Source organism: Xenorhabdus koppenhoeferi (genome assembly GCF_900116635.1).
In the GTDB taxonomy this organism is placed as follows: Bacteria; Pseudomonadota; Gammaproteobacteria; order Enterobacterales; family Enterobacteriaceae; genus Xenorhabdus; species Xenorhabdus koppenhoeferi.
Genome location: NZ_FPBJ01000009.1, coordinates 45645 through 69923, shown reverse-complemented (window position 1 = coordinate 69923; position 24279 = coordinate 45645). Strand labels below are relative to the sequence as shown.

General features: G+C 44.6%; 19 protein-coding genes and 2 tRNA genes. 9 read left to right on the top strand and 12 right to left on the bottom strand.

Annotated features, from left to right (window positions below; genetic code table 11):
* Positions 1-84 precede the first annotated feature (84 nt).
* A tRNA-Gly gene (locus tag BM329_RS04800) sits at positions 85-160 on the bottom strand.
* A gap of 389 nt (positions 161-549) precedes the next feature.
* Here BM329_RS04800 and BM329_RS04795 point away from each other — a divergent pair.
* Together BM329_RS04795 and BM329_RS04790 are read left to right on the top strand one after the other, a co-directional pair.
* The gene (locus BM329_RS04795; protein WP_092549680.1) at positions 550-1989 is read left to right on the top strand and encodes an MFS transporter; all 1440 of its coding nucleotides are present in this window, start codon (positions 550-552) and stop codon (positions 1987-1989) included.
* Between the two features lie 621 nt (positions 1990-2610).
* A complete protein-coding gene (locus tag BM329_RS04790) occupies positions 2611-4044 on the top strand; it encodes an NAD(P)/FAD-dependent oxidoreductase (protein ID WP_092549677.1) in 1434 nt (477 codons plus the stop codon).
* A gap of 181 nt (positions 4045-4225) precedes the next feature.
* Here BM329_RS04790 and BM329_RS04785 read toward each other — a convergent pair.
* Both BM329_RS04785 and orn read right to left on the bottom strand, forming a co-directional pair.
* Positions 4226-4301 (bottom strand) — tRNA-Gly (locus BM329_RS04785).
* 196 nt (positions 4302-4497) lie between these two features.
* Positions 4498-5043, bottom strand: coding sequence for an oligoribonuclease (gene orn, locus BM329_RS04780; RefSeq protein WP_092549674.1), 546 nt, complete (start codon positions 5041-5043; stop codon positions 4498-4500).
* Positions 5044-5153: 110 nt separating this feature from the next.
* On the opposite strand from orn, the gene rsgA reads away from it, so the two are divergent.
* From rsgA to BM329_RS04760, 4 genes are all read left to right on the top strand, one after another.
* Positions 5154-6215, top strand: a complete 1062-nt coding sequence (gene rsgA, locus BM329_RS04775) for a small ribosomal subunit biogenesis GTPase RsgA (RefSeq protein WP_092549671.1) — start codon at positions 5154-5156, stop codon at positions 6213-6215.
* 94 nt (positions 6216-6309) lie between these two features.
* Positions 6310-7209: an archaetidylserine decarboxylase gene (asd, locus tag BM329_RS04770; RefSeq protein ID WP_092549736.1), complete on the top strand. Its 900-nt coding sequence runs from the start codon at positions 6310-6312 to the stop codon at positions 7207-7209.
* 46 nt (positions 7210-7255) lie between these two features.
* Positions 7256-10600: a miniconductance mechanosensitive channel MscM gene (mscM, locus tag BM329_RS04765; RefSeq protein WP_092549668.1), complete on the top strand. Its 3345-nt coding sequence runs from the start codon at positions 7256-7258 to the stop codon at positions 10598-10600.
* Positions 10601-10689: 89 nt separating this feature from the next.
* Positions 10690-11490 (top strand): DUF1460 domain-containing protein, encoded by an 801-nt coding sequence (locus BM329_RS04760; RefSeq protein ID WP_092549665.1) that lies wholly within the window; start codon positions 10690-10692, stop codon positions 11488-11490.
* 289 nt (positions 11491-11779) lie between these two features.
* Here the strand turns inward: BM329_RS04760 and yigL are convergent, their stop codons facing one another.
* From yigL to recQ, 3 genes are all read right to left on the bottom strand, one after another.
* The gene (gene yigL, locus BM329_RS04755; RefSeq protein WP_092549662.1) at positions 11780-12580 is read right to left on the bottom strand and encodes a sugar/pyridoxal phosphate phosphatase YigL; all 801 of its coding nucleotides are present in this window, start codon (positions 12578-12580) and stop codon (positions 11780-11782) included.
* Between the two features lie 21 nt (positions 12581-12601).
* Positions 12602-13600 (bottom strand): lysophospholipase L2, encoded by a 999-nt coding sequence (gene pldB / locus BM329_RS04750; protein ID WP_092549660.1) that lies wholly within the window; start codon positions 13598-13600, stop codon positions 12602-12604.
* A 148-nt stretch (positions 13601-13748) separates the two neighbouring features.
* The gene (recQ, locus tag BM329_RS04745) at positions 13749-15575 is read right to left on the bottom strand and encodes an ATP-dependent DNA helicase RecQ (protein ID WP_092549657.1); all 1827 of its coding nucleotides are present in this window, start codon (positions 15573-15575) and stop codon (positions 13749-13751) included.
* A gap of 351 nt (positions 15576-15926) precedes the next feature.
* Between recQ and BM329_RS04740 the strand changes: the two genes are divergently transcribed.
* The 3 genes from BM329_RS04740 (at position 15927) to rarD (ending at position 17580) form a co-directional block, all read left to right on the top strand.
* Complete coding sequence (locus BM329_RS04740) at positions 15927-16412, top strand: thioesterase family protein (RefSeq protein ID WP_092549654.1); 486 nt, start codon at positions 15927-15929, stop codon at positions 16410-16412.
* The gene (locus BM329_RS14655) at positions 16405-16545 is read left to right on the top strand and encodes a hypothetical protein (protein ID WP_177216185.1); all 141 of its coding nucleotides are present in this window, start codon (positions 16405-16407) and stop codon (positions 16543-16545) included. Before BM329_RS04740 ends, BM329_RS14655 begins: the two co-directional genes overlap by 8 nt.
* Positions 16546-16680: 135 nt before the next feature.
* Positions 16681-17580, top strand: coding sequence for an EamA family transporter RarD (gene rarD, locus BM329_RS04735; RefSeq protein WP_092549651.1), 900 nt, complete (start codon positions 16681-16683; stop codon positions 17578-17580).
* A 191-nt stretch (positions 17581-17771) separates the two neighbouring features.
* Here the strand turns inward: rarD and corA are convergent, their stop codons facing one another.
* From corA to dapF, 6 genes are all read right to left on the bottom strand, one after another.
* Positions 17772-18722 carry a magnesium/cobalt transporter CorA gene (gene corA / locus BM329_RS04730; RefSeq protein ID WP_092549648.1) on the bottom strand — a complete coding sequence of 317 codons (951 nt, stop codon included), beginning with the start codon at positions 18720-18722 and terminating at the stop codon, positions 17772-17774.
* Positions 18723-18810: 88 nt separating this feature from the next.
* On the bottom strand, positions 18811-20976 hold the full coding sequence (gene uvrD, locus BM329_RS04725; protein WP_479688366.1) for a DNA helicase II: 2166 nt from the start codon (positions 20974-20976) through the stop codon (positions 18811-18813).
* Positions 20977-21043: 67 nt separating this feature from the next.
* Positions 21044-21760, bottom strand: a complete 717-nt coding sequence (gene yigB / locus BM329_RS04720; protein WP_092549645.1) for a 5-amino-6-(5-phospho-D-ribitylamino)uracil phosphatase YigB — start codon at positions 21758-21760, stop codon at positions 21044-21046.
* Complete coding sequence (gene xerC / locus BM329_RS04715) at positions 21760-22674, bottom strand: tyrosine recombinase XerC (protein ID WP_092549642.1); 915 nt, start codon at positions 22672-22674, stop codon at positions 21760-21762. The genes yigB and xerC overlap by 1 nt, the downstream gene beginning before the upstream one ends.
* Positions 22671-23375 (bottom strand): DUF484 domain-containing protein, encoded by a 705-nt coding sequence (locus BM329_RS04710; RefSeq protein ID WP_177216184.1) that lies wholly within the window; start codon positions 23373-23375, stop codon positions 22671-22673. The genes xerC and BM329_RS04710 overlap by 4 nt, the downstream gene beginning before the upstream one ends.
* Positions 23376-23423: 48 nt before the next feature.
* Positions 23424-24248 carry a diaminopimelate epimerase gene (gene dapF / locus BM329_RS04705; RefSeq protein WP_092549636.1) on the bottom strand — a complete coding sequence of 275 codons (825 nt, stop codon included), beginning with the start codon at positions 24246-24248 and terminating at the stop codon, positions 23424-23426.
* Positions 24249-24279: the final 31 nt, after the last annotated feature.

Here is a 24279-nt window from a genome sequence, read left to right as displayed (position 1 = left end):
TGTTGATAACGAAAAAGGCGCCTTTCGGCGCTTTTTCTATGATTTGCAGACTTGCAGACTTCAATAAATCTACCGTCCTGAATTTGGAGCGGGAAACGAGACTCGAACTCGCGACCCCAACCTTGGCAAGGTTGTGCTCTACCAACTGAGCTATTCCCGCATCATTGATGGCTATTACCAGCCTTAACTGTCCCTATATCAGAAATTTTATTATAATCACTGTAACTTATTGATTAACAATATTTTTATATAACAGGACATCAAGATGGGCGCCATTATGGCTTTGTTTGGTAATCATGGCAAGTACTTTGCGTACAATCAAATTTCAAACGCTCAAAATAAACTCCAATTAACACAATAGATATCCTTTCTTCCCCTGATGCAGTCCCATTATTGTATGTTATTTATACAACAAATAGCCTTGGTTACTAGTCATTGACGAAAAGCCAAAGTCATATTAATCTGTCATTCAATCATTAAATTGAATGTGTTATTTTGGTGAGGTCATCGTGTTTTATACTGCGTTTTTGTCAATCAGGAGTTTGCATAATGTCGCCAAATAATTTGCCATCCAGAAACAACGATCAATCGCAACCAACAATGCCCAAAAATAGTACTCAGCGTCCGGCATTCACGATCCTGGCGATCGTTCAAACCACGTTGATCTTCACAATTGCATTGATCACCGTTCCACTTCCAAAAATCGCGATAGAATTCAATATCACACCTGCCGATTTACTTCTTGTACTCGCTGCCTACGGGCTTCCATTCAGTGGCTTGCTACTTTTTGGTGGGCGGTTGGCAGATAGATTTCAGGGACGACGGATGTTAGCTATTGGTTTATTTATCTTCGGTATATCCTCCGTGATTGCCGGCATTGCCCCCAATTTCAAAGTGCTTGTCGCCATGCGCTTTGCTCAAGGAGTGGGTGGCGCCCTGATAGCACCAGCAGCAATGGCAGTGCTGCGGGCATTGTTCCCAGAACCCAGTGCTTTTGGCCGGGCAATGGCGACGTGGGGGGGCGTTTCTGTTCTCGGTGCCGTCTCAGGATTTATTCTTTCAGGGGTAGTAACAACCTGGATTTCCTGGCGGTGGATGTTTGCTGTTCCGGTTATCGTTTCAATCATTGGCTTAATAAGCATTCGCATACTTCCAGCCGGAATTGATGAATCTCAACAACATCGGCCTAAACTGGATCTGATTGGTGCGATACTTGCCACATTCGGCATTTCCTTAAGTAGCTATGGACTGATATTAACAGGCGATCATTCATGGACATCATCAGTCGTTCTGACCCCCTTGCTGACTGGTCTTGGCTTATTAATTGCCTTTGCTTTGATCGAACGTCTTGTCCGTAATCCCCTTCTTCCACCGGGATTTGTTTTTGAACGATACCGTCTCACCGGGTTGTTTGGCATGTTCCTTGCTGCCGTTGGATCGGGCGTTATCAACTTTATTTTGTCACTCTATCTCCAGCAAGAGTTGGGATGGACACCATTGATGACCGCCACCGCATTCCTGCCGTTCGCAATCGCACTCATCGCGACAGGACAAATGGCAGCACCTCTGGTTGGTCGCATCGGAGCAGCACCAGTGACGAGTGCTGGTCTACTAATCTCTGCGCTCGGTTTTGGATTGTTGGTTGGTATTGATAGAAATACAACTTATATTGCTGGATTACTGCCAAGTCTAATTTTGGTAGCAATCGGTATGTCACTTGCTTTTGCAGGCGCTGCCGTACTTTCTACAATGAATGTACCACAGCATCAGGCAGGACTTGCCGGCGGGGTCATGAATACAGCTATGGAACTCGGCCCAACCGTTGGTCTTTCAGCATTAATGGCTGTGGCTGCAACACAAATAGATACCATTGATGGCTACATATGGGCATTCGGAACTGCTGCTGCGGCTTATGCTATTGCAGCGTTGATAGCGCTTTTGCTTACAAGCCGAAGTTCTGTCGTACCAGGCAAACCTCGCCATGAATAAAGTTCAAGACGATATTCATACTCACGACCTCTGAATTTATGGTCGTGGGTATGATGATGCCATTGTTGATGGAGGTGTTTGGCGTCACTGTTGCAGATATTGGCTATTTGATCTCACGTGATAACACCTTCTTGAAGTCATTGCGTAAATAAAAAAATTCCGCACTTTAAGCTAATTCAGTACTGGCTGCCCAAAACGGTTTCATCATATTAAAAAATTTACTCTTAAATTTGTTCTCTATCCCGATGTACTGGAGAATGTCCCCTTCCCACATCATTAATTATAAAATTCAATTTATTTATTGAATTATAAAACTGTATAACACCCACTACTTTACCAATCACAAAGCAATAAAAAAATAGAAAAAACAACAATAAATACTTTAAATTCAATCGAATATAATTAAACATTTCATGTACCACATAGATGAAAACTTCAAGTTGACAGACTCAAATATGCCCACATATTATTCAATCAAAATTTTGAATATTTATATGTTAAAGGTAAAAAAACAGTTCTAGAGAATCGTACTTGAGAATGCCTTGTTGCCATTGCTACGCAGAAAATGTGTACAAATGGCTGTTTCAAAACCCGCGACGGGAATTTATAAGGAGCAATATCATGAAATACGATGTAATTGTTGTAGGCTCAGGTGCAATCTCCAGTTCGATTTCCTATGAACTCGCCAGCAGAAAGTATTCAATCTGCCGCGTCGGTAGTCTGGATAGAAGTAATGCCGCTTCCAACGCGGCAGGAGCCATGAATGGCTGTTTTGGTGAAGTCACAACAGGTCTAATAGCAAGTCAGCATGGAAAGCTGAAAGTCAGTATGGATTTCAACGCCAAAAAACGATGGCCACAATGGGCTAAAAGGCTCGCAGACTCATCCGGCAACCATCAATCACTTTTTACTGCACAAGGGACACATGTCATTCTTAACACTGCCGGAACAGACGAAATAGATACTGATAATTTTCATGCAATCGAAGATGTTCTGACCACTTATAACGAACCTTATGAAACGGTTGCCCCTAAACAAATTACTTGGTTAAAACCCAACGAGCTTGTTCGGCCGTTAATGAGTCTTTACATCCCCGATGAACACGCCGTAAATTCCCATCTGCTGCTCGATGTGCTGGATTCTGCTTTTGTAGCTGAAGGGGGGACTATCATCGCAAAAAATGCCAAGCGCGTTCTATCAAAAGATAAAATTATTACTGGCGTTGAACTCGAGGATGGCGAAACGATTTTGGCCGATAAAGTCATTATAGCGGCAGGTGTGCATTCACTGGATATCCTTGCTGATATGCCAGACATCACAAAACGAATTCCACCGCTATTCTCAGGCAACGGCATTTCCATATTACTTAAACTTCCAGAAGGCATGGAATTGCCATCATCTGTCATTCGGACACCTAATCGTGCGTTCGCATGTGGTTTGCATTGCGTACCAAGAAATGACGGTATTTTATATATCGGCGCAACCAATATCTTAAAAAATAATCCCCGGACTCAAGCAGCCGTATCAGATGTACAGTTCCTGCTTGAGTGTGCGGTTGAACAGCTCCATACAGATTTGTACTATTCTGAGATAGTCTCAATCCAAGTAGGCAACAGACCAATATCGGCAGATGGTTTTCCGCTTATTGGAGAATGTGGAATAGATGGACTCTGGCTTGTGACCGGCACTTATCGGGATGGACTGCACCAATCCCCCTTACTGGCTGACTATATCGCCAATGCAATATATGGGGAAAGCAATGCGGATATCGATCTCAGTGATTTTACCCCTATACGGGCACCATTAGCCGGCCTTTCCCGAGACGTGGTAGCAAAAGAAACTACGTCGCAAATGCTGGGCATGGGTTATGAATGCCTTTGGGATATCAAACCGAATTGGGAACCGGTGATTCAGGAAGGACTGTTACACCGTTATGAGAGTTTGGTGAATTCTCTCCACCCCCACTTTACACCACCTCCGGAGGTTATCGCTTTCTCTCACTACGATGACAAGATTAAAAAACGCTTGCTAGAGTACTATGACGTTTGGTCATAAATAATAAGCAATGCCTATTTAGATGCATTAAATAGCATAACCGGAGGTAGCGTGCGTAATTTACCATGCACGCTATCTTTTTCTCGAATCGATATGCATTCACAGTTATTTCAGGGAATTTGCTTAAGGCTTTGGTGGCTGTGGCTAAGGAAGAGATAAAATCATAAATCGAGATAAGATTTGGAGCGGGAAACGAGACTCGAACTCGCGACCCCAACCTTGGCAAGGTTGTGCTCTACCAACTGAGCTATTCCCGCTTAAATTTTGGTGTGCTGTACTTTCGAAATTTTCTCCGGTACGGGGAGCGCATTATACGAGGAATTATTCTTCTGGCAAGCCCTAAAACACAAAAAATCATTTTTTCTCTCTGGCTGATGATTAAATCAGCAAAATATCAGCTTAATCATCAACACAGAGACGACTTAGATACGAATTTGTACCACACTCAACCTCTTATTTCTGGATAAAATGCTCTCGGTAATACACTAACTCAGCAATAGACTCCCGAATGTCATCCAATGCCTGATGGGTGTTTTTCTTGCTGAAACCAGATAGCATCTCAGGCTTCCAGCGACGACCCAATTCTTTAAGCGTACTGACATCCAAGTAGCGGTAGTGAAAATATTTTTCCAATTCAGGCATATAACGGAACAAAAAGCGACGATCCTGCCCCACACTATTGCCACAAATCGGGGATTTTCCTGCCGGCACCCATTGTTCCAGAAAAGCAATGGTGGCTTTTTCTGCTTGCTCATCACCACATTGGCTCTGCTTTACTCGTTCCACCAACCCACTGGCTGTGTGTGTCCGTACGTTCCAGTCATCCATCAATGCCAGTTGCTCATCGGACTGGTGTACCGCGATAACAGGACCTTCCGCGAGGATATTCAATTCCGGGTCGGTAACAATGGTCGCAATTTCAATTATGCGATCACGCTCTGGATCTAGCCCAGTCATCTCTAAATCTATCCAGATAAGATTGTTCTCACTTTTTGACATGATATATCCTAGTTTCCTTCAAAACAGGTAGTCTGTATCCGTGATGTATCATAACGTTTTTGATAGCTCACAGCGATAATCAGCAAGATAGATGAAATAAGTGAGGTTCGGTGGCTAAAAATAAACTCTCCAAAGGGCAGCAACGCCGTGTACAAGCCAACCATCAGCGCAGGCTGAATAAGAAGGCTGAGTCCAATAAACCAGAAGTGGATGACAGCCAGTTTGGCGAGCCACAGGAAGGTCTGGTAATCAGCCGATTTGGGCAACATGCCGATATCGAAGCCGATGATGCTTCCATACAGCGTTGCAATATCAGAAGAACAATCCGTTCATTAGTCACAGGAGATCGCGTTGTATGGCGCCCTGCGCTACAACTGCAATCTGATGTCAAAGTTAACGGGATAGTCGAAGCAGTTCATGAACGTACCTCTGTTCTTACACGCCCCGATTACTACGATGGCATCAAACCCATTGCGTCAAATATCAACCAAATCGTGATTGTTTCCGCTATCTTGCCAGAACTCTCTCTGAATATTATCGATCGTTATTTAGTTGCTTGTGAAACACTCAATATCGAGCCTTTGATCGTCCTCAACAAAATTGATTTACTGGATGCAGAAAGCCGTGACTGGGTTAACAGCGTCATGGATATTTACCGTCATATCGGCTATCGCGTATTGGAAGTTTCCAGCTATACCGGAGAAGGTATCCCTGAACTTATCTCACTGCTGGCTGATAAAATCAGTATCTTTGCAGGACAATCAGGGGTTGGAAAATCAAGCCTGCTCAATACATTACTGCCGGATAATGCAGAAAATATTCTGGTCAATGAGGTCTCGGACAATTCGGGGCTCGGTCAGCATACCACCACCACCGCACGTCTTTACCATTTCCCTCTGGGCGGAGATGTGATTGATTCTCCAGGTGTTCGTGAATTTGGTTTATGGCATTTAACGCCAGAACAAGTTACACAAGGCTTTATTGAGTTCCGTAAATACCTTGGCAGATGTAAATTCCGCGATTGCAAACATCAAGATGATCCAGGCTGCGCCTTGAGGGAAGCATTGGATCAAGATGATATTGCAGAAGAACGTTTCGAGAATTATCAGCGAATCTTAGAAAGTATGGCACAGGTTAAACCACGCCGAAATTTTACAGACAGTCAAAAATAAGACAATAATTAACGATACACTGACATTAAAAACAATGGCAGGTACAATGGTAGACTTTTGTCCAATTTGCCAAGAAAAAATCCAAGAGGTTGACGTGCTGGATAATATTAAAATCAGTTTACAATATTTACTGCCAAAACAATGTATTACACATTTAGCAGGCTGGTTTGCCAATAAAAAGGCGGGCTGGATGACACAGCTCGCCATCAAGGCTTTTGCCAAAGCCTATAAAGTAGACATGAATGAAGCAAAAGATCCTTCATTCACCGCTTACTCAACATTCAATGAGTTCTTTATCCGTCCTTTAAAAGAGGACGTACGCCCTATCGTCAATGAGACTACTCAATTGGCTCTGCCCGCAGACGGAACCATCAGCCAGCTTGGGGCTATCCGTGAAGATCAAATTATTCAGGCCAAGGGCCACTATTACACTGTAGAAGCGCTACTGGCAGGGCAGTATCAACTGGCAGAGCAGTTCCGCAACGGTCAGTTCATCACGACTTACTTATCACCAAAAGATTATCACCGTGTCCATATGCCATGCGATGGTGTGCTAAAAGAGATGATCTATGTCCCGGGCGATCTGTTCTCAGTCAATCCATTGACAGCAGCTAATGTTCCAAATTTGTTTGCACGTAATGAGCGTGTCATCTGTTTATTTGATACAGAATTTGGACCGATGGTGCAAATTCTGGTTGGTGCGACAATTGTCGGCAGTATAGAAACCGTCTGGAGTGGTTGTATCACACCACCGCGTGAGGGCATCATCAAACGCTGGACTTACCCAACAGAGGGTCAGGAAGGTGCTGTTCCCCTGAAAAAGGGAGAGGAAATGGGGCGCTTCAAACTCGGTTCAACTGTCATCAACCTGTTTGCTTCCGATCAGATTCATTTTGCCAATAATTTATACAGTGGTTCACAAACCCGTATGGGGAGCTTAATGGCTCAGACAGTGGCATCAGAAGAACCTACTGTGAATACAGAGAATCAGTGAATTAAAGATATCGTCAGCGAATTTTAAAGCCAAGGAGCCCCTTATTGTGCACCTGATTATCAGTTTACTTCTCAGCTTGCTGATTGCAAATCCAGCTTTTGCCGCTATAACACAGTTGGATGATACCCAACTGAAAAAAGAGCTGAAGCAGGTTGAAGACAATAAGAATTCTCATGATTCTGAAATCGCGCAATCACTTCAAGGGGCTATAAATTGGGTTAACGATACAAAATCTGCCAACGAGCGTACTCAGGAATATCAACAGTCGATTGATAATTTTCCTTCTATCATCAAAGAGCTTCGCCAGAAAATTATTGCTGAAAGTGATACTGTTCCCCCTATTCCTGCCAATCAATCTATCAGTAATCTGGAACAACAGATTATTCAGACCAGTAGCGAATTGTTGGAACACGGGCGCCAATTACAGCAAGAACAAGACAAGATCCGGGATATCAGTGATTCTATTAATCAGTTGCCTCAACAACAAGTTGAGGCAAAACGTCTGCTGACCGAGGCGATTTCCCGTCTCCAATCTTTGGGTTCTCCTTCTACTCCATTGGCGGAAGCACAATTGACTCTGGCTCAGGCAGAGATCAATGCCCGTAAGGCAGCAACCAATGAACTGGAAATAGCCCAGCTTTCTGCCAATAATCGACAAGAAATTGCCCGTGTTCGCGCTGACTTATTCAAAAAACGCTACCAACGACTGGATCTTAAACTCCAGCAACTGCGCAGTCAGTTAAATAGCCAACGCCAGCAGAAAGCAGAATCAGCACTTGAACATACCGAAATGTTGGCGGAACAAAGTGGCGGGCAACTCCCTCAGTTTTTGCAAGATAAACTTCAGCAAAACCGCCAGCTCTCACAAATGCTCAACCAGCAAACTCAAAATATGGATGCCATTAGCTCACAGCAACGCAAAGCCGCCAGTGATATTCTGACTGTTCGCCAGACGCTTAATACCATCCGCGAGCAGGCACAATGGCTGAGCGATTCCACCGCACTAGGAGAAGTGTTAAGAGCACAAGTCACCCGTGTTCCTGATATGCCGAAATCCCAGCAACTTGACAGAAGTATTGTCGAATTGCGAGTCGAAAGGCTGAAACATGAAGAAATGCTGGGACATTCACAACGGGATACCAACCAAAATTTACCAACGTACAGCTCACTGACACCGGCACAAAAGAAAGTCTATGACTCACTTATCCGTACAAGAAAAGAGCTGTTAAGTTCCCTGCTTTCAGGATATGACAACGAAATACTGGAGCTAACAAAGCTCAAAGTCTCCACCAGCCAGTTAAATGATGCCCTAAAAGAAGTACAGGATGCGACTCACCGTTATCTGTTCTGGGTTGCAGATGTCAATCCCATTTCACTGAAATACCCATTGCAGGTAGTACAAGATCTGACACGTCTGCTATCCCTGGATACATTTTCGCAACTGGGTGGTGCAATCCACAGTATTCTGACCACACAGGATACCCTGCTCTATTTGGTGGGTACTTTACTGCTGGTGATTTTCAGTATTAGCTCACATCGCCAATATCATGCTTTTCTTGAGCGCTCCAGCAACCGTATCGGCAAAGTAACACAAGACCATTTCACCCTTACCTTGCGTACCGTTTTTTGGTCTATCGTCGCGGCATTACCACTGCCAATGCTCTGGTCAGCCATTGGTTATGGCCTGCAAAATGCCTGGCAGTATCCGATGGCTAATGCAATCGGCAATGGTGTACGTGAAACAACGCCGGTTCTGTGGGTCTTTATGCTGAGTGCAGCGTTTGCCCATCCCAATGGCTTATTTATTGCCCATTTTCGGTGGCCGGAAGAACGCATAAAACGGGCAATGCGTTTTTATCGTCTTTCCATTTTCCTGATCGTGCCTCTCATGATGGCACTGATCACCTTTAATCATTACAGCGACCGGGAATTTACCACAACCCTCGGCAGGCTCTGTTTCATCATGCTCTGTATTTCCCTGAGTCTGGTGACCAGCAGCCTAAAACGCGCCGGTATTCCGCTTTACATGGATAAACATGGTTCAGGCGAAAATATCGTTAGCTCCGTTTTATGGTGGATACTGCTTTCTGCCCCAATATTAGCGGCATTTGCTGCGATCCTCGGCTATCTGCAAACCTCACAAGCTCTGCTGGGGCGTTTGGAAACGTCTGTCGCCATTTGGTTCTTCTTACTGGTCATTTACCACATTATTCGTCGATGGATGCTGATCCAAAGGCGTAAAATTGCCTTTGAACGTGCCAAACAGCGCCGCGCTGAGATATTGGCCCAACGTGCTAAAAGTGAAGAAGACTCAGCCAATATCAATAGCAGTGTAGAAGGCGCAATCGAAGTTGAAGAACCCGTCATCAATTTGGATGCAATCAGTGCCCAATCGTTGGGATTGGTCCGTTCGATCCTGACGATGATTGCCCTCGTTTCACTTATTCTATTGTGGTCTGAATTGCACTCCGCCTTCTCTTTTCTCGAGAATATTCAGCTTTGGGACGTTAGCACAACCATCAATGGTGTCGATAGTGTCCAGCCAATTACTATGGGTTCAGTGTTAATTGCGATCTTAGTTATCATCATTACTACGCAGCTTGTCCGTAATCTTCCCGCACTATTAGAACTCGCACTCTTACAGCATTTGGAGCTGGCACCGGGCACAGGTTATGCCATTACGACACTGACTAAATACAGTATCACTCTCGTTGGTGGTCTGGTTGGTTTCTCGCTGGTAGGCATTGAGTGGTCGAAACTCCAGTGGCTGATTGCAGCAATGGGGGTCGGGCTTGGTTTTGGTTTACAAGAGATCTTCGCCAATATCATTTCCGGCCTGATCATCTTATTTGAAAAACCGATCCGGATTGGTGATACCGTGACTATCCGGGGCCTCACAGGCAGCATCACGAAGATTAATACGCGGGCAACCACCCTGTCTGACTGGGACAGAAAAGAAATTATCGTTCCCAACAGGGCATTCATTACAGAACAATTTATCAACTGGTCACTGTCTGACACTATCACTCGTATCGTTCTGACCATTCCTGTTCCGGTAGATATTGAATCAGCAAATGCCACTGATATATTGATGGCCGCAGCAAAAAGCTCACCGCTGATTCTGGATAATCCGATACCGGAAGTTTATTTAGTGGATCTACAGCAAGGCATTCAAGTTTATGAATTGCGCGCTTATGCCGCAGAAATGGGGCATCGTATGCCTGCACGCCATGAAGTGCATCAACACATTTTGCAGGAATTCCGCAAACACGATATTACTTTGCCATTCCCACCATTTCAGGCGCGTGTTGATATTTTTGGGCAAGAAATCCGCAGTTCCACAAGTAACATTTCGGGCCGCAATCCACCACGTAAGCCGGGAGAATTATAAAATGACGCTAGATGTTGATGACATTTTAGTTGCTATTTGAAATAATTTACAATATTAATGAAGTTGTTAATAACAACTTTAGGTAATAGATGATGAAATCACCTCTACTGGTTCTGCTTGCATTTTCTTTAATTTCTTGTGCTTCAAATGATCAGCCAGGCTATCCCATAATGATAAGTGATAATGCCAAAGAAAAAATCAATAATATTATTGATAGTGAAATAAAACCGAATAAAAATCTTACTCAAGGTGAATTGGTTGATCGTGTATCAGCTTCATTTTTAGGGACTCCCTATCTTGCTAATACGTTAATAGGAAGTCCTGACCAGCAAGAAACACTCGTTGTTAATTTCGATGCCGTTGATTGTTTCACATATCTTGATTATGTCGTCGCTCTGACAAAATCAGAAAATGAAACCTCTTTTCTTAATTCATTGGTCAATACGCGCTATAAGAATTCGGATGTCAGCTATTATAAGCGAAAACATTTTTTCACGGATTGGTATGCGGTATCCCCGCGAAATGCAATTGATGTTACGTCAACGCTCAGTCCTGATGCTATTACAGTAGAAAAAATGTTAAATCAAAAATCAGATGGTAGTGAATATATCAAAGGATTAGGGGTCACTCCTCGTATGGTAACCTATATTCCGGGGGAAGCAATAAACCAAAAGGTTCTTGATAATATGCAAGATGGAGATCTTGCAGGTGTTTATTCTCCAATAAATGGATTAGATGTTTCTCATACGGGTATTGTTATTAAAAAAGATAATCAAGTTTTGTATCGTAATGCTTCATCTTTGTCTAAAAATAACAAAGTTGTAGATACACCTTTTATTGAATATATGAGTTCTAAACCAGGCGTTATTGTTTTACGCGCAACGAAATAGCTAAATAAGGGCTTTGATGAAGCCCTTTACTGATGTTTTATTCTGTTATTTTTGCAGACTAGCTCTAAATTCGGTCATGTATTAAATAGTTAGTTGCTATGATATGCTTCCGGCTTCTTAAGCGTGAAGTATGGTCAAAGTTGATGTCTGTTGCCGTTAGTGTCACAAATAAAAGAAACCGCATCCTGTCGGATACTGTTCTCAAACGATTATTGCCTTAATTTTTCAAGCTATTGCGTTGTGTTCTCACTGATGCTGAAATTTATTGGATAAATTCAATTTATCAACATCAAACGTGGTACATTTTCCGCAGATAACGAGAAACTGCATCATCAGCATTGGAACCAATAACTTCCATATCCGGTAAAATGTCTTTCAGCCGCTGATGAGCGCCTTGCATAATGCAGCCCTTGCCTGCCACACTTAGCATTTCTTTATCATTCATACCATCACCAAAAGCAATGCAGTCGGTTAATTGATATCCGAGAGATAGACAAACCTGTTCCAGAGCATGGCCTTTGGAAACACTACCCGCCATCACTTCCAGACAATTTCTCAGTGAAAAGCTGACATTAACCTTTTCTCCCCAACGCGCTTTAATTTGTTCTTCCAAATCCACCAAGTAATTATAATCTTCACTGGTGTAATAAACCTTGCATACCCCATCTGTCGGGAAGCTATCGCGTTGGAAGAGTTGATAGTGAAAAACAGATTCCTGAAAAAACTCTTCTTGCTCAGACTCTTCACGATTCATCAGCCAATCATCATTGTTAAAGTAGTTAGTCAGAACATCAGGATTATCAAATTCCAATAGGCATAAATCATGAGCTATCTCAGGATCTAAGTTGTGGCTGAAGACTAGTTCATCCTGAGTATTATGAACCCTTGCTCCATTGGAGGTGATCATATACGCATCAATACCCAACCCATCACGGATTTGCCTCACATCAACATGATGGCGCCCTGTCGCGAAAATAAAATGAACCCCTTGTTTTGTCAGCAAGTTCAGCGTTTCCTTGGTATATGGCGTTAATTTATGGTCGGGAGATAACAAAGTGCCATCTAAATCTGAAGCAACAACATGATACATAGTTATAGTTCCTAAACTAAATCAGTTTTGATCAAAAAAATCACAAATTGCATTGAGAGCCTTCGCCCGCAACATATCTTTTTCGAACAGGATTTCGTGATTAGCCCCTTGGATAACCAGAGACTTTTGTTTTTCTTTTCCCATTCCCGCTTTTTGACGTGATCTGCAAAAAGCCAGTAGCTCCCGATTACTAACTACCTTATCTTCACTCGCCTCCAACACAATGAGCGGAATTTGAATTTTCTCTGCATTCTCAACCAAATAATCGCCCATCAACATACTTTCACGCATCCAATGGTAGGTCGGCCCGCCAAGGCGCAATTCAGGATAATCAGCATAATAGCGTAAGTATCGCTGATAACGCGCATAACTGTGGGTTAATATATTGATCAAATAAGGTAATGGCCGCCATTGCCCGGTTGATAATGCATATGCGTTGCGTGTTTTAACATTAGGTTCAGCTTGATTAACCAGAAAATTAGCCAGCCAGCGGGGCATCGGTAAATTGATTCCAAACATGGGAGCACATAATGCCACCGAACGAAAAATGGGTTCTTTATGACGCAACAGGAAACAGCTCAGGATCGCCCCTCCCATCGAATGGGCAAGAGCATAACAGCGATGAGGCAGACGAGATATCACTTCTAGTTCAACAAATTTGGCAAAATCATCCACATAATGATCAAACGCTTCGACATGGCCTTTTTGTCTATCATCCAACAGCCGCCCTGAACGCCCCTGACCACGATGGTCAATAATGAAAATGTCATAACCCAGATGGTAAAAATCATAGGCCACTTCAGAGTATTTTACGTAGCTTTCGCTGCGACCAGGTAAGATCACCAATGTTTTGTCATGATGAGGGGAACAAAAGGAGACATAATGGATCGGCACATCATCAACACCCATAAATTGGCATTCTTTCCTCGTTTGCCAGAAATCCAGCAATAATCCATTTGTAAAAGTAGAGAACTGAGGTTCGCGGTTTAACCAGCTTTCTTTCAATATCTCAGGTGCCATTCATCTTCCTTTGTTATCTCCTTCATCTTTCAAGTTACCTCTTTGGCGGCACTTATTCATCCCAACCACATAGTTAGCTGTGTGGCTGGGATTATTTCCCTTGCCGCCGCAAGCGGCTCAAAATCTATTGGATATTAGTACTCTTCGGTTATTCAAATCCTTCAAAATGATCGCGTATAAGTGCCATAAATGCGTCCCCAAAACGCTCCAGCTTACGTTGCCCAACACCATTAATCAGCAAAAGTTCATCCGGAGTTATCGGGCACTGCTCTGCCATCTCAATCAATGTAACGTCATTGAAAACTACAAAAGGTGGAATGTTGTTTTCATCAGCAATGGATTTACGCAATTTACGCAATTTGGCGAATAATTTGCGATCATAGTTCCCGCTGTAAGATTTGTTTTGCTGATTGCGGCTTTTCAAGTTTTGGATGCGGGGCACCGCAAGCTGCAATGGAACGTCTCCCCGCAACACTGGCCGCGAAGCCTCTGTCAGTTGCAATGCAGAATAATTGGCAATGTTTTGGCTAATCAATCCCAAATGAATAAGCTGACGCAAGACGCTCATCCAATGTTCTTGACTCTGCTCTTTGCCAATGCCATACACAGGCAGTTTGTCGTGCCCGAAGTCTCTAATGCGTTGATTATTCGCGCCGCGAAGTACTTCTACAATATAGCCAATCCCAAAACGTTGTCCAACGCGATAAATACAAGATAGCGCTTTTTGTGCCTCGACCAGACCATCGTAACGCTTGGGAGGATCAAGGCAGATATCACAGTTACCACAAGCTGTCTGGTGACTTTCCCCGAAATAATTCAGCAGTACCAGACGCCGGCAAGTCTGCGCCTCCGCAAATGCGCCCATAGCATTGAGTTTATGCCGTTCGATATCTTGTTGCTCACCAGCCTGCTTTTCTTCCAGACAGCGGCGCAACCAAGCCATATCCGCAGGATCGTAAAATAACACTGCTTCAGCGGGTAAACCATCCCGTCCTGCCCGGCCGGTTTCCTGATAATAGGATTCGATATTACGGGGAATATCAAAATGCACGACAAAACGCACATTGGGTTTATTAATTCCCATACCAAATGCAACTGTCGCCACAACTACCTGTAAATCGTCCCGTTGAAACGCATCTTGTACCCATGCACGTTGGTTGTTCTCCAATCCCGCATGGTAAGATGCGACGCTAAGCCCCCGCTTTTGCAGGCGCTCCGCTGTTTCTTCTACTTTAGTGCGGCTGTTGCAGTAAATAATCCCACTTTTTCCTTGCTGACCACGAACAAATGACCAAAGCTGATCGAGCGGTTTATATTTCTCCACTAACGTATAGCGAATATTGGGACGGTCAAAGCTGCTGATATGGATAATTGGTTCATGCAGTTCCAGTAAACGCACAATATCCTGACGGGTAGTTTTATCCGCCGTAGCTGTCAATGCAATCACGGGAAGATTAGTGAATCGGCGACGAAGCTGCCCCAACGCCCGGTATTCTGGGCGGAAATCATGTCCCCACTGGGAAATGCAGTGAGCTTCATCGACAGCCAGTAAAACAGGCTGCCAATCGTGAAGATGCTCAAGGAAGTTATCTGTCACCAGCCGTTCAGGGGCAATATAGAGCAGTTTAATGCTCCCCTGACGACAACGCTGAATAATATCAAATTGCTGTTCGCGGTTTTGAGTTGAGTTCAGGCATTCCGCTTCCACTCCATTCGCCCGTAACTGATCAACCTGATCTTTCATCAGTGAAATCAAGGGAGAAACAACCAGCGTCAGCCCATTTTTAACCAGTGCGGGAATTTGGTAGCACAACGACTTGCCGCCTCCCGTTGGCATAACTACCAGACAGTCACGCCCGTCAAGAACGGCGTCGATAACCTGCTGCTGTCCCGGGCGGAATTGCTGGTATCCGAATGTTTTTCGTAATGCTTGTTCAGCCAGCGATGCCGTGCTGATGAGTTCTGCGGTAGACACGCCTTTCCCCAATCTTTAGAAAAAACCTTAAAAAAGGCCGTAAAAAATACAGACACGATCTAAACGCCTGTACATTGCGATATCTCACTACCATGTTATATCAACCCATGTTATACCACCCCATGCTATCTCACCGCCGGAGCAATTCTTATAGTTATAAAGTAAAAATTATCGCTTATTTTACACACTACATGGTTATTTTTTGTAGTCTGTTTTTTTCAATGAACTGTTTTTCGGAATGCTTCACAGACTGGTAAGGCTAGTAATAAAAGCATAGACTTAACAAGTTATTAACTATAAAGATTCATTAAACATCTGAATATTTACTTTTTATTATCAGGAAACAGACTCATGGAAAATAGATTGCGAGCAGACAAAGCATTAACACCGGAAGAAGCCCGTAAACTCATTGGTGAAATTTTTATCTATCAGATGCCATTTAACCGGCTTCTGGGGCTTGAGCTGCTTCGTTTCGAACAAGACTACGCAGAACTGCAATTTCGTAAGGAAGAAAAGCTGGTCGGTAATATAGCTCAGAAGATCCTACACGGTGGAGCGATCGCCTCTATACTGGATGTTGCTGGAGGATTGGTTTGTGCAAGCCATGCTCTGACAACGCTGGAAACTCTCACAATCCCAGAGATACAAAAGCGACTGGCGACACTGGGCACCATTGATTTGCGAGTGGATTACCTGCGCCCCGGACGCGGTGAGGTATTTACAGCAAGCGGCAATATAATCCGAGCTGGCAACAAAGTATCAGTCGCCAGAATCGAACTGCACAATGAACAACAGATACATATTGCCAGTGCGACGGGCACTTATTTAGTTGGCTAAAGATGATATAGCTCAGCTATGTTTAGGAGCGACTACTGCCGGAACAGAAAAATATGAAGCAGAGGTAGATTATATAAATATAGATAACTCTTTCTTTCCTGAGCATAGCAATTTAGCAAAAAATGCTATTTAGATACGTGGTGTAATTTAATTTATTACTCATGCTATTAACTACTTGTAAATCATGCTACCCGATGCCAAATTGTATAGGTTCATGGGCCGAATACCCCTGCATCTCTTCTTAACTATCTAAACATTCAAGGATATTATGAGTAACCAACAGACTGTCAAAGGTATCCTGTATGCCTTGGGTGCCTATATTATTTGGGGGTTGGCTCCCATCTACTTCAAGAAAATACAACACGTGCCACCCGATGAAATTGTGTCGCATCGTGTTATATGGTCAGTTTTTTTTATGGTGCTGATGCTGACGGCAACCCGTCACTGGCATCAGGTTTTAACTGCCATCAAACAGCCGAAGATCATGTTACTGTTAGGCATCACGGCCTTTACGATTGCCAGTAACTGGCTGATTTATATTTGGGCAGTTAATAATAATCATATGCTGGAAGCAAGCCTTGGGTATTTCATCAATCCGTTAGTAAGTGTGCTGTTCGCCATGATATTCCTTGGTGAACGATTCCGTCGCATGCAGTGGATCGCAGTGGGGTTGGCATTTACGGGAGTATTTATCCAGATATGGCAGTTTGGCTCTATACCGGTGATTGGTCTGTATTTAGCAACAACTTTTGCTCTTTATGGATTGATTCGCAAAAAACTGGGAGTAGATGCACAATCCGGTATGTTGATTGAAACAATCTGGGTGTTTCCTGTTGCGTTGGTTTACCTGCTGTTTTTCACGCATACACCAACCAGCAATATGCTGAATAGCTCCCTATCTCTGAATCTGTTATTGATTGCTGCGGGTATAATTACTACAGTGCCGTTATTATTTTTCACCGTTGCCGCTGGTCATCTGCGTTTGTCCACACTCGGATTTTTCCAATATCTTGCCCCTACTCTGATGTTCTTGCTGGCAACATTGGTTTATGGCGAAAAAATTGGTCCAGATCGTTTGGTTACTTTTGGGTTTATCTGGGCGGCATTGATCCTGTTTACACTGGATGCGCTTTATACTCAGCGCCGCTTGCGGAAAGGAAATAAGTAAAGCTAATACGCCCTTCTGTGGGCGTATATATCTATACACTTCGTCTTTCAAACTGCCTCTTTGTTGACTGCGCTCGCTCACCCCGGTCACATAGCTATCTATACTCCCGGGGATTTGCCCTCTTGCCGTCGGCGATGCAACTTGAAATCCATTGTGTATACACCGTTCTGTACTGGAATTGAAGAGGTTTATTACAACCAATTTTTCCGTTTGAAATAGAGATAAGGCGCCAGTCCCGCAGCTATCATCAACCCGATGGCCGCAGGGTAGCCGAATGTCCAGTTTAGTTCCGGCATAAATTCGAAGTTCATCCCATAGCTGGATGCCACCAGCGTAGGAGGCAGGAATACCACGGAAACAACGGAGAAAATTTTGATAATGCGGCTCTGTTCGATGTTGATAAATCCCATCGCCGCTTGCATCAGAAAGTTAACTTTCTGGAACAAGGATTCATTGTGCGGCAGCAGGGATTCGATATCTCGCAGGATTTCACGGGCCTGTTCAAGCTGATTTGCCGGCAAACGGGCACGGCGTACAAGGAAGTTCAAAGCACGCTGACTATCCATCAGACACAAGCGAACTTTCCAGCCGATGTCTTCCTGCTCTGCCAGGTTAGAGAGAGCAGAGTCGAATTCATCCCCTTGCTTACCTTCCATAATAACCCGGCTCAGGGATTCCAGCACACTGTAAATGTTTTCAATAACGTCAGCCAACTGTTCGATTTTGGTTTCGAACAAGTCCATAAGCAGTTCATAGGCATTCCCATCAACCATGATCTGGTTACGGGCGCGCATTCGGTATAATCGAAATGCAGGGAGTTCACGCTCTCGCAATGTGTAGAGACGACCGTCACGAATGGTAAACGCGACTGTCGAGTTACCAGCATGGTCTTCGGCATCTTCAAAGTAGAAAAATGAGTGGACGTGCATGCCATTTTCATCTTCAAAAAAACGTGCCGATGCTTCAATGTCATCCAGTTCAGTGCGGGTTGCCAGAACTTGCCCAAGTTCATTTTGGACACGGAGACGATCATCATCCCCCAATCCAACTAAATCTACCCACATGGAGTCGGATAACTTATCACCTTCTTCAAATTCAAGGCGGAGCAGGCAATTATTCTCTAATTTAAATGCGTTCAGCATGTACCATAAGTCTCCTGAAACTCCCTACGTTTGTCGTAAGGCGCGAATGTTACGCTTAGAAGAAAAAGCCTGTCAACATTCGACCGGATTATTGGCCGGTTTTAAGTCTGGCATAGGCGGCTACCAGCCATTTGATGCCTTCCCCTTGAAACGCGATTTGTAAGCGGCAATGTTCCTTATCGCCTTCTATATTGATAATCGTCCCTTCACCAAATTTGGGGTGACGTACACGTTGCCCAAGTGCATAACCACTATCATTGGTGCTGATGGGTGTACCAAGCCGCTTGTGGCTGACAGGGCGGGACACTGTTGCCCACAGACGAACCTCTGTCACACATTCCGTCGGCAGTTCCCCAATAAAACGAGATGGACGATGATACACTGCCTTTCCGTATAAGCGACGACTTTCAGCATAGGTGAGTGTCAATTTTTCCATCGCCCTTGTGACACCTACATAGGCCAGTCGACGCTCTTCTTCCAATCTTCCACCTTCTTCAATGGACATCTGGCTCGGGAACATTCCTTCTTCCACTCCCACAATGAACACTTGTGGGAATTCCAGACCTTTTGCCGAGTGCAACGTCATCAATTGAACGGCATCCTGACAGGCATCTGCCTGACCTTCCCCGGATTCAAGCGCTGCATGAGACAGAAACGCCTGCAATGGCAGTAGATTTTCATCTTCATCCTGATAACTGAATTGACGGGTCGCCGTGACTAATTCTGCAAGGTTTTCGATACGAGCCTGCGCCTTTTCACCTTTTTCCTGCTGATACATCGCCCACAAGCCAGAATCACGGATAATGCGATCGGTCTGCACATGCAGCGGCATTTCCTGAGTTTCTGTCTCCAGCGCTTCAATCAATTCAATAAAACGTTGTAATGCCGATGCTGCCCGACCCGCCAGCACTTTCTCCTGAATCAGTAACAGACTGCTTTCCCATAAGGTTTTTTGCTGATCACGTGCCATTTGACGCATAACATCAAGCGTTCTGTCACCGATGCCACGTGTCGGTGTATTCACCACGCGTTCAAAAGCGGAATCATCATGACGGTTTGCCACTAATCGCAGGTAGGATAACGCATCTTTGATTTCCTGACGTTCGAAGAAGCGCTGACCACCATAAATGCGGTAAGGCATGGAAACCTGTAACAAGGCTTCTTCCAGAACACGGGACTGAGCATTGCTGCGGTACAGGATAGCGCACTCTTTTAAAGCCCCGCCATTATCCAACCAATGCTTGATACGACCAACAACATAACGGGATTCGTCCAATTCATTGAAAGCGCAGTACAGTGAAATAGGCTCGCCCTCACTCCCTTCTGTCCACAAATTTTTGCCCAGGCGATCACTATTATGGGAGATTAGGGCGTTGGCTGCCTTGAGGATATTGCTGGTGGAACGGTAATTCTGCTCCAAACGGATGGTTTCCGCCCCAGGGAAATCGTTGAGAAACCGCTGGATATTTTCTACCTGAGCACCACGCCAGCCATAAATAGACTGGTCATCATCTCCGACAATCATTACTTTACCGCTATCACCCGCTAACAGGCGGATCCACGCATATTGGATGCTGTTGGTATCCTGAAATTCATCTACCAGAATATTAGTAAAACGTTCGCGGTAGTGCTGTAAAATCTGCGGCTTATTCAACCATAGTTCATGTGCGCGAAGCAGCAGCTCAGCAAAATCCACCAACCCTGCGCGATCACACGCTTCTTGATAGGCCTGATAGATTTTCAGCCATGTCGCTTCCACCGGGTTGCCATAACTTTCGATATGCGGCGGACGCAAACCTTCATCTTTTTTACCATTGATGTACCACATGCCCTGACGGGCTGGCCACTGTTTGTCATCCAAATTCATGGCCTTGATAATGCGTTTGATCAGGCGGTGCTGATCTTCGCTATCAAGGATCTGAAAATCCTGCGGCAAGTTTGCATCAAGGTGGTGTGCACGCAGTAAACGGTGAGCAAGACTATGGAACGTACCAATCCACATTCCTCCCTGACTGGTACCAATCAGGTTTTCAATGCGATGACGCATCTCTGCGGCAGCTTTGTTGGTAAACGTGACTGCCATGATGGAAAACGGGGAGGCATTTTCAACTGACAGTAACCAAGCAATCCTGTGAACCAATACGCGCGTTTTACCGCTACCAGCCCCGGCCAGCACCAGCATATTAATACGGGATGCCGCGACCGCTTCGCGTTGTTTATCATTCAGGCTTTCGAGCAGATAAGAAACGTCCATAATTACCATCAGTTGTGTAAGTGGCACTGTTTTTTTATACAGTTTTTATACAGATTACAATCTGAAATTATAACAGTGCTATCAAAGAAGCCAAATCAGAAATCTCTACATGTGGAACTAAACGCCCCTCAGGTTCCTGCATCAGATTTTTATTTTCAATGTTGAGCCAGCAAGCCTGCATTCCGCTGTAAAGCGCACCTTCTATATCCGTTTTCAGATCATCTCCTATATGCAGGATCTGATTAATGGGCAAATTCAGTCGTTCTGCCGCCAGATAGTACATGTCCGGACAAGGTTTAGAACGCCCATCCACTCCCGCCTTCAATACAAATTCGAAATAAGGGGAGAGACCACATGCTGCGGGTTCTGCATTTCCATTGGTGATCGCAACCAACGGCATTTTTTTCGCCAGTGCAGACAAGGTGTCATGGGTCGATTCCGGCACGGCAATTTGATTACGCCAGTACATAAAACACGCCATAATCTCATCCGTGCCCCGAATCGTTTCTTGATGATCGAAACCATGATGATTAAACATGAGTTCCGCAGACTGTCTGCGCCATGATGTGACGTCATGGTAAATATCAGGCTCCCGTTCAAGAACCGCCTGACGATATACATGCAAATCTTCGCGTTCAAAGTGACGGAACTTGATATTGTACTGCCGGATAAAACACAACACTTCTTTTTCGGTTTTATCGATTACAGGATGATTATCGTAAAGTGTATCATCTAAATCGAATGTCATCGCAGAAAACGGCGCGAGAGGCCGATAAAAACGCATTATGGTTTCCCTCGTTTGGCTCTGGGGTGTGCCACATCATAAACTTTGGTCAAATGCTGAAAATCCAGATGCGTATAGATCTGTGTTGTTGACAGGTTAGCATGACCAAGCAATTCCTGTACCGCACGCAGATCGCCACTGGACTCCAGAATATGCGTGGCAAAAGAGTGACGCAATTTATGGGGATTGATATGGCTGTTCACACCTTGCCGGATACCCCACTGTTCAAATCGTTTCTGTACATTACGGGCAGAGATCCTTTTCCCGCTCTTGCTGGAAATGAAAACCGCGTCACTTTCCGGTTCAAACAGCTCACGCATTTCCAACCAACGCTGCAACCATTCCTGCGCCACACGACCGAAAGGCACTTTACGTTCTTTACTGCCCTTGCCGTGTACCCAGACTTCCCCACTTTCCAAATCTAAATGGTGACAATCAAGACCAACCAGCTCAGACAAACGTAACCCCGCCCCATACATTACTTCAAGCATAGTTCTGTCACGTACTGACAAAGGATCATTAAAATTGACGTTCAGCAGTTGGTTTACTTCATCCACGTCCATATTTTTAGGCAAGTGGCGTTTTTTACGGGGGGCACTGACAGCTTTAGCGGGATTGGCACCCAGTTTTCCCTGCATAACCATCCAATCAAGGAAGCTACGCAAAGCAGAAAGACGCAAGGCAAGACTGGCAGATTCCAATCCTGCCCGACGACTGCGGGAAGCAAATATTCTGACTTTAGCAGGATCAAGCTCCTGCCATTCACGTATCCCCATTTCTAATGACATTTCCGCCATAACCGCCAAGTGGTAACAATAATTGGTGATCGTTAAGGGACTTAAGCGCCGCTCAACCCGCAAGTAGTGCAAGAAAGCGTCCACAGGCTCTAACAGAAGATCGACTAGCTGAGTCATATGCGTTCAATCCAGCGGGACAATAATCCTGGCAACAGCTCCGCCAATTGATCGAGAAGGTCAGTTCCCATGCCATCGTGATAATGTTGTTTATCATGGCTATTGAAAATTACCATGCCCAAATTCCCTTGTGATCCTAAAAGGGAAATCGCCACCGAGCCAACATGACGCGCCTGTGGCATCAACAACAAAATTTCTGGGCCGTGTAATGGCCCAAGATAATGATTACCATCCCCGAACCGCTTAATGCGTACAGGTTCAAAAGTATAGCGGGAAATTGCCAATTCTGGAGAGTTCAGTGGTGCGCCGAGACGCCATCTGTCACTGAACAGCCGAATGTAACTGTTACTTAACCCCAATGTTTTTGACCATGAACTCAGACAGGAGAGAAAATCCTGCAAACTCTTGGCACCAGATAGGTCGGACAGTAATTGCAATAGATGACTAAACAGCACTTCATTCTGTTTAACCTGCTCCATCAAATGAATAAAATCGTCTTTCAGATAACGGATACGTTTCCTCTGACGATTCATGTGCCATTCCATCAAAGAGATGGACTCACGCGCTGGATGGGAAACGCGTATCCTCTCGACCATATTGGCATTGCGGATAAAAAAATCGGGATTATTCAGCAAATAATCCACTACTGTTTGATCATTCAACCTGTTTTCAATATGCAATGGATCGTTTTTTTCACCCATTTTCCAGTGCCCCATATTTCAAGAATGACCCAATAAATACTGAATCAATCACAAATGAATCATACCGTCATAAACGTGGGTTGCAGGCCCTGTCATAAAGAGCGGTTTACCCGGCCCATCCCAGTGAATTTGCAGAGAACCGCCCGGAAGATCAACCCGCACCTGATTATCCAGCAGGTTTTGCTGAATACCTACAGCCACTGCCGCACATGCACCACTGCCACAGGCCTGAGTCTCACCAGCACCACGTTCGAAAACACGCAATCGAATGTGGCCACGGCTCATTATCTGCATGAAGCCAACATTCGTCCGCTCAGGAAAACGTTCATGACTTTCCAACACCGATCCCAGTACGTCCACTTCGGCGGTGTCCACATCTTCAACCTGTATTACGCAGTGGGGATTTCCCATTGTCACTACACCACAAAGCACCGTACGTTCAGCTACACGAATAATATAAGTTTTCTCAGCCTTATTGGCACGAAAGGGAACGCGCTGCGGCTCAAAAATTGGTTCTCCCATATTGACACAGATTTGATCATCATTTGTGATGCTCAATACCATCTGACCGGCCCGCGTACTGACTTTGATATCGCGTTTATTCGTCAGCTTCTTAAGGCGAACAAAACGAGCAAAACAACGTGCCCCATTGCCACATTGGGAAACTTCACTACCATCAGCATTAAAAATGCGATAGTGGAAGTCTAAGTCAGGATCATAGGGAGCTTCAACAACCAAAAGCTGATTAAAGCCTATCCCCGTATTCCTATCGGCCAGACGGCAGATTAACTCTGGAGAAAAATAAACATTCTGGGTTACTGCATCAACGACCATAAAGTCATTGCCAAGACCATGCATTTTGGAGAACTGCATATACGACCCCAATCTCAATCACATTACCGAC

Bases quoted from the DNA above. Each gene is read 5' to 3' on its own strand.
- BM329_RS04795 (WP_092549680.1), top strand. From the start codon at position 550: ATGTCGCCAAATAATTTGCCATCCAGAAACAACGATCAATCGCAACCA.
- BM329_RS04790 (WP_092549677.1), top strand. From the start codon at position 2,611: ATGAAATACGATGTAATTGTTGTAGGCTCAGGTGCAATCTCCAGTTCG.
- orn (WP_092549674.1), bottom strand. From the start codon at position 5,043: ATGTCAAAAAGTGAGAACAATCTTATCTGGATAGATTTAGAGATGACT.
- BM329_RS04760 (WP_092549665.1), top strand. From the start codon at position 10,690: ATGATGAAATCACCTCTACTGGTTCTGCTTGCATTTTCTTTAATTTCT.
- yigL (WP_092549662.1), bottom strand. From the start codon at position 12,580: ATGTATCATGTTGTTGCTTCAGATTTAGATGGCACTTTGTTATCTCCC.
- pldB (WP_092549660.1), bottom strand. From the start codon at position 13,600: ATGGCACCTGAGATATTGAAAGAAAGCTGGTTAAACCGCGAACCTCAG.
- BM329_RS04740 (WP_092549654.1), top strand. From the start codon at position 15,927: ATGGAAAATAGATTGCGAGCAGACAAAGCATTAACACCGGAAGAAGCC.
- rarD (WP_092549651.1), top strand. From the start codon at position 16,681: ATGAGTAACCAACAGACTGTCAAAGGTATCCTGTATGCCTTGGGTGCC.
- corA (WP_092549648.1), bottom strand. From the start codon at position 18,722: ATGCTGAACGCATTTAAATTAGAGAATAATTGCCTGCTCCGCCTTGAA.
- uvrD (WP_479688366.1), bottom strand. From the start codon at position 20,976: ATGGACGTTTCTTATCTGCTCGAAAGCCTGAATGATAAACAACGCGAA.
- yigB (WP_092549645.1), bottom strand. From the start codon at position 21,760: ATGCGTTTTTATCGGCCTCTCGCGCCGTTTTCTGCGATGACATTCGAT.
- xerC (WP_092549642.1), bottom strand. From the start codon at position 22,674: ATGACTCAGCTAGTCGATCTTCTGTTAGAGCCTGTGGACGCTTTCTTG.
- BM329_RS04710 (WP_177216184.1), bottom strand. From the start codon at position 23,375: ATGGGTGAAAAAAACGATCCATTGCATATTGAAAACAGGTTGAATGAT.
- dapF (WP_092549636.1), bottom strand. From the start codon at position 24,248: ATGCAGTTCTCCAAAATGCATGGTCTTGGCAATGACTTTATGGTCGTT.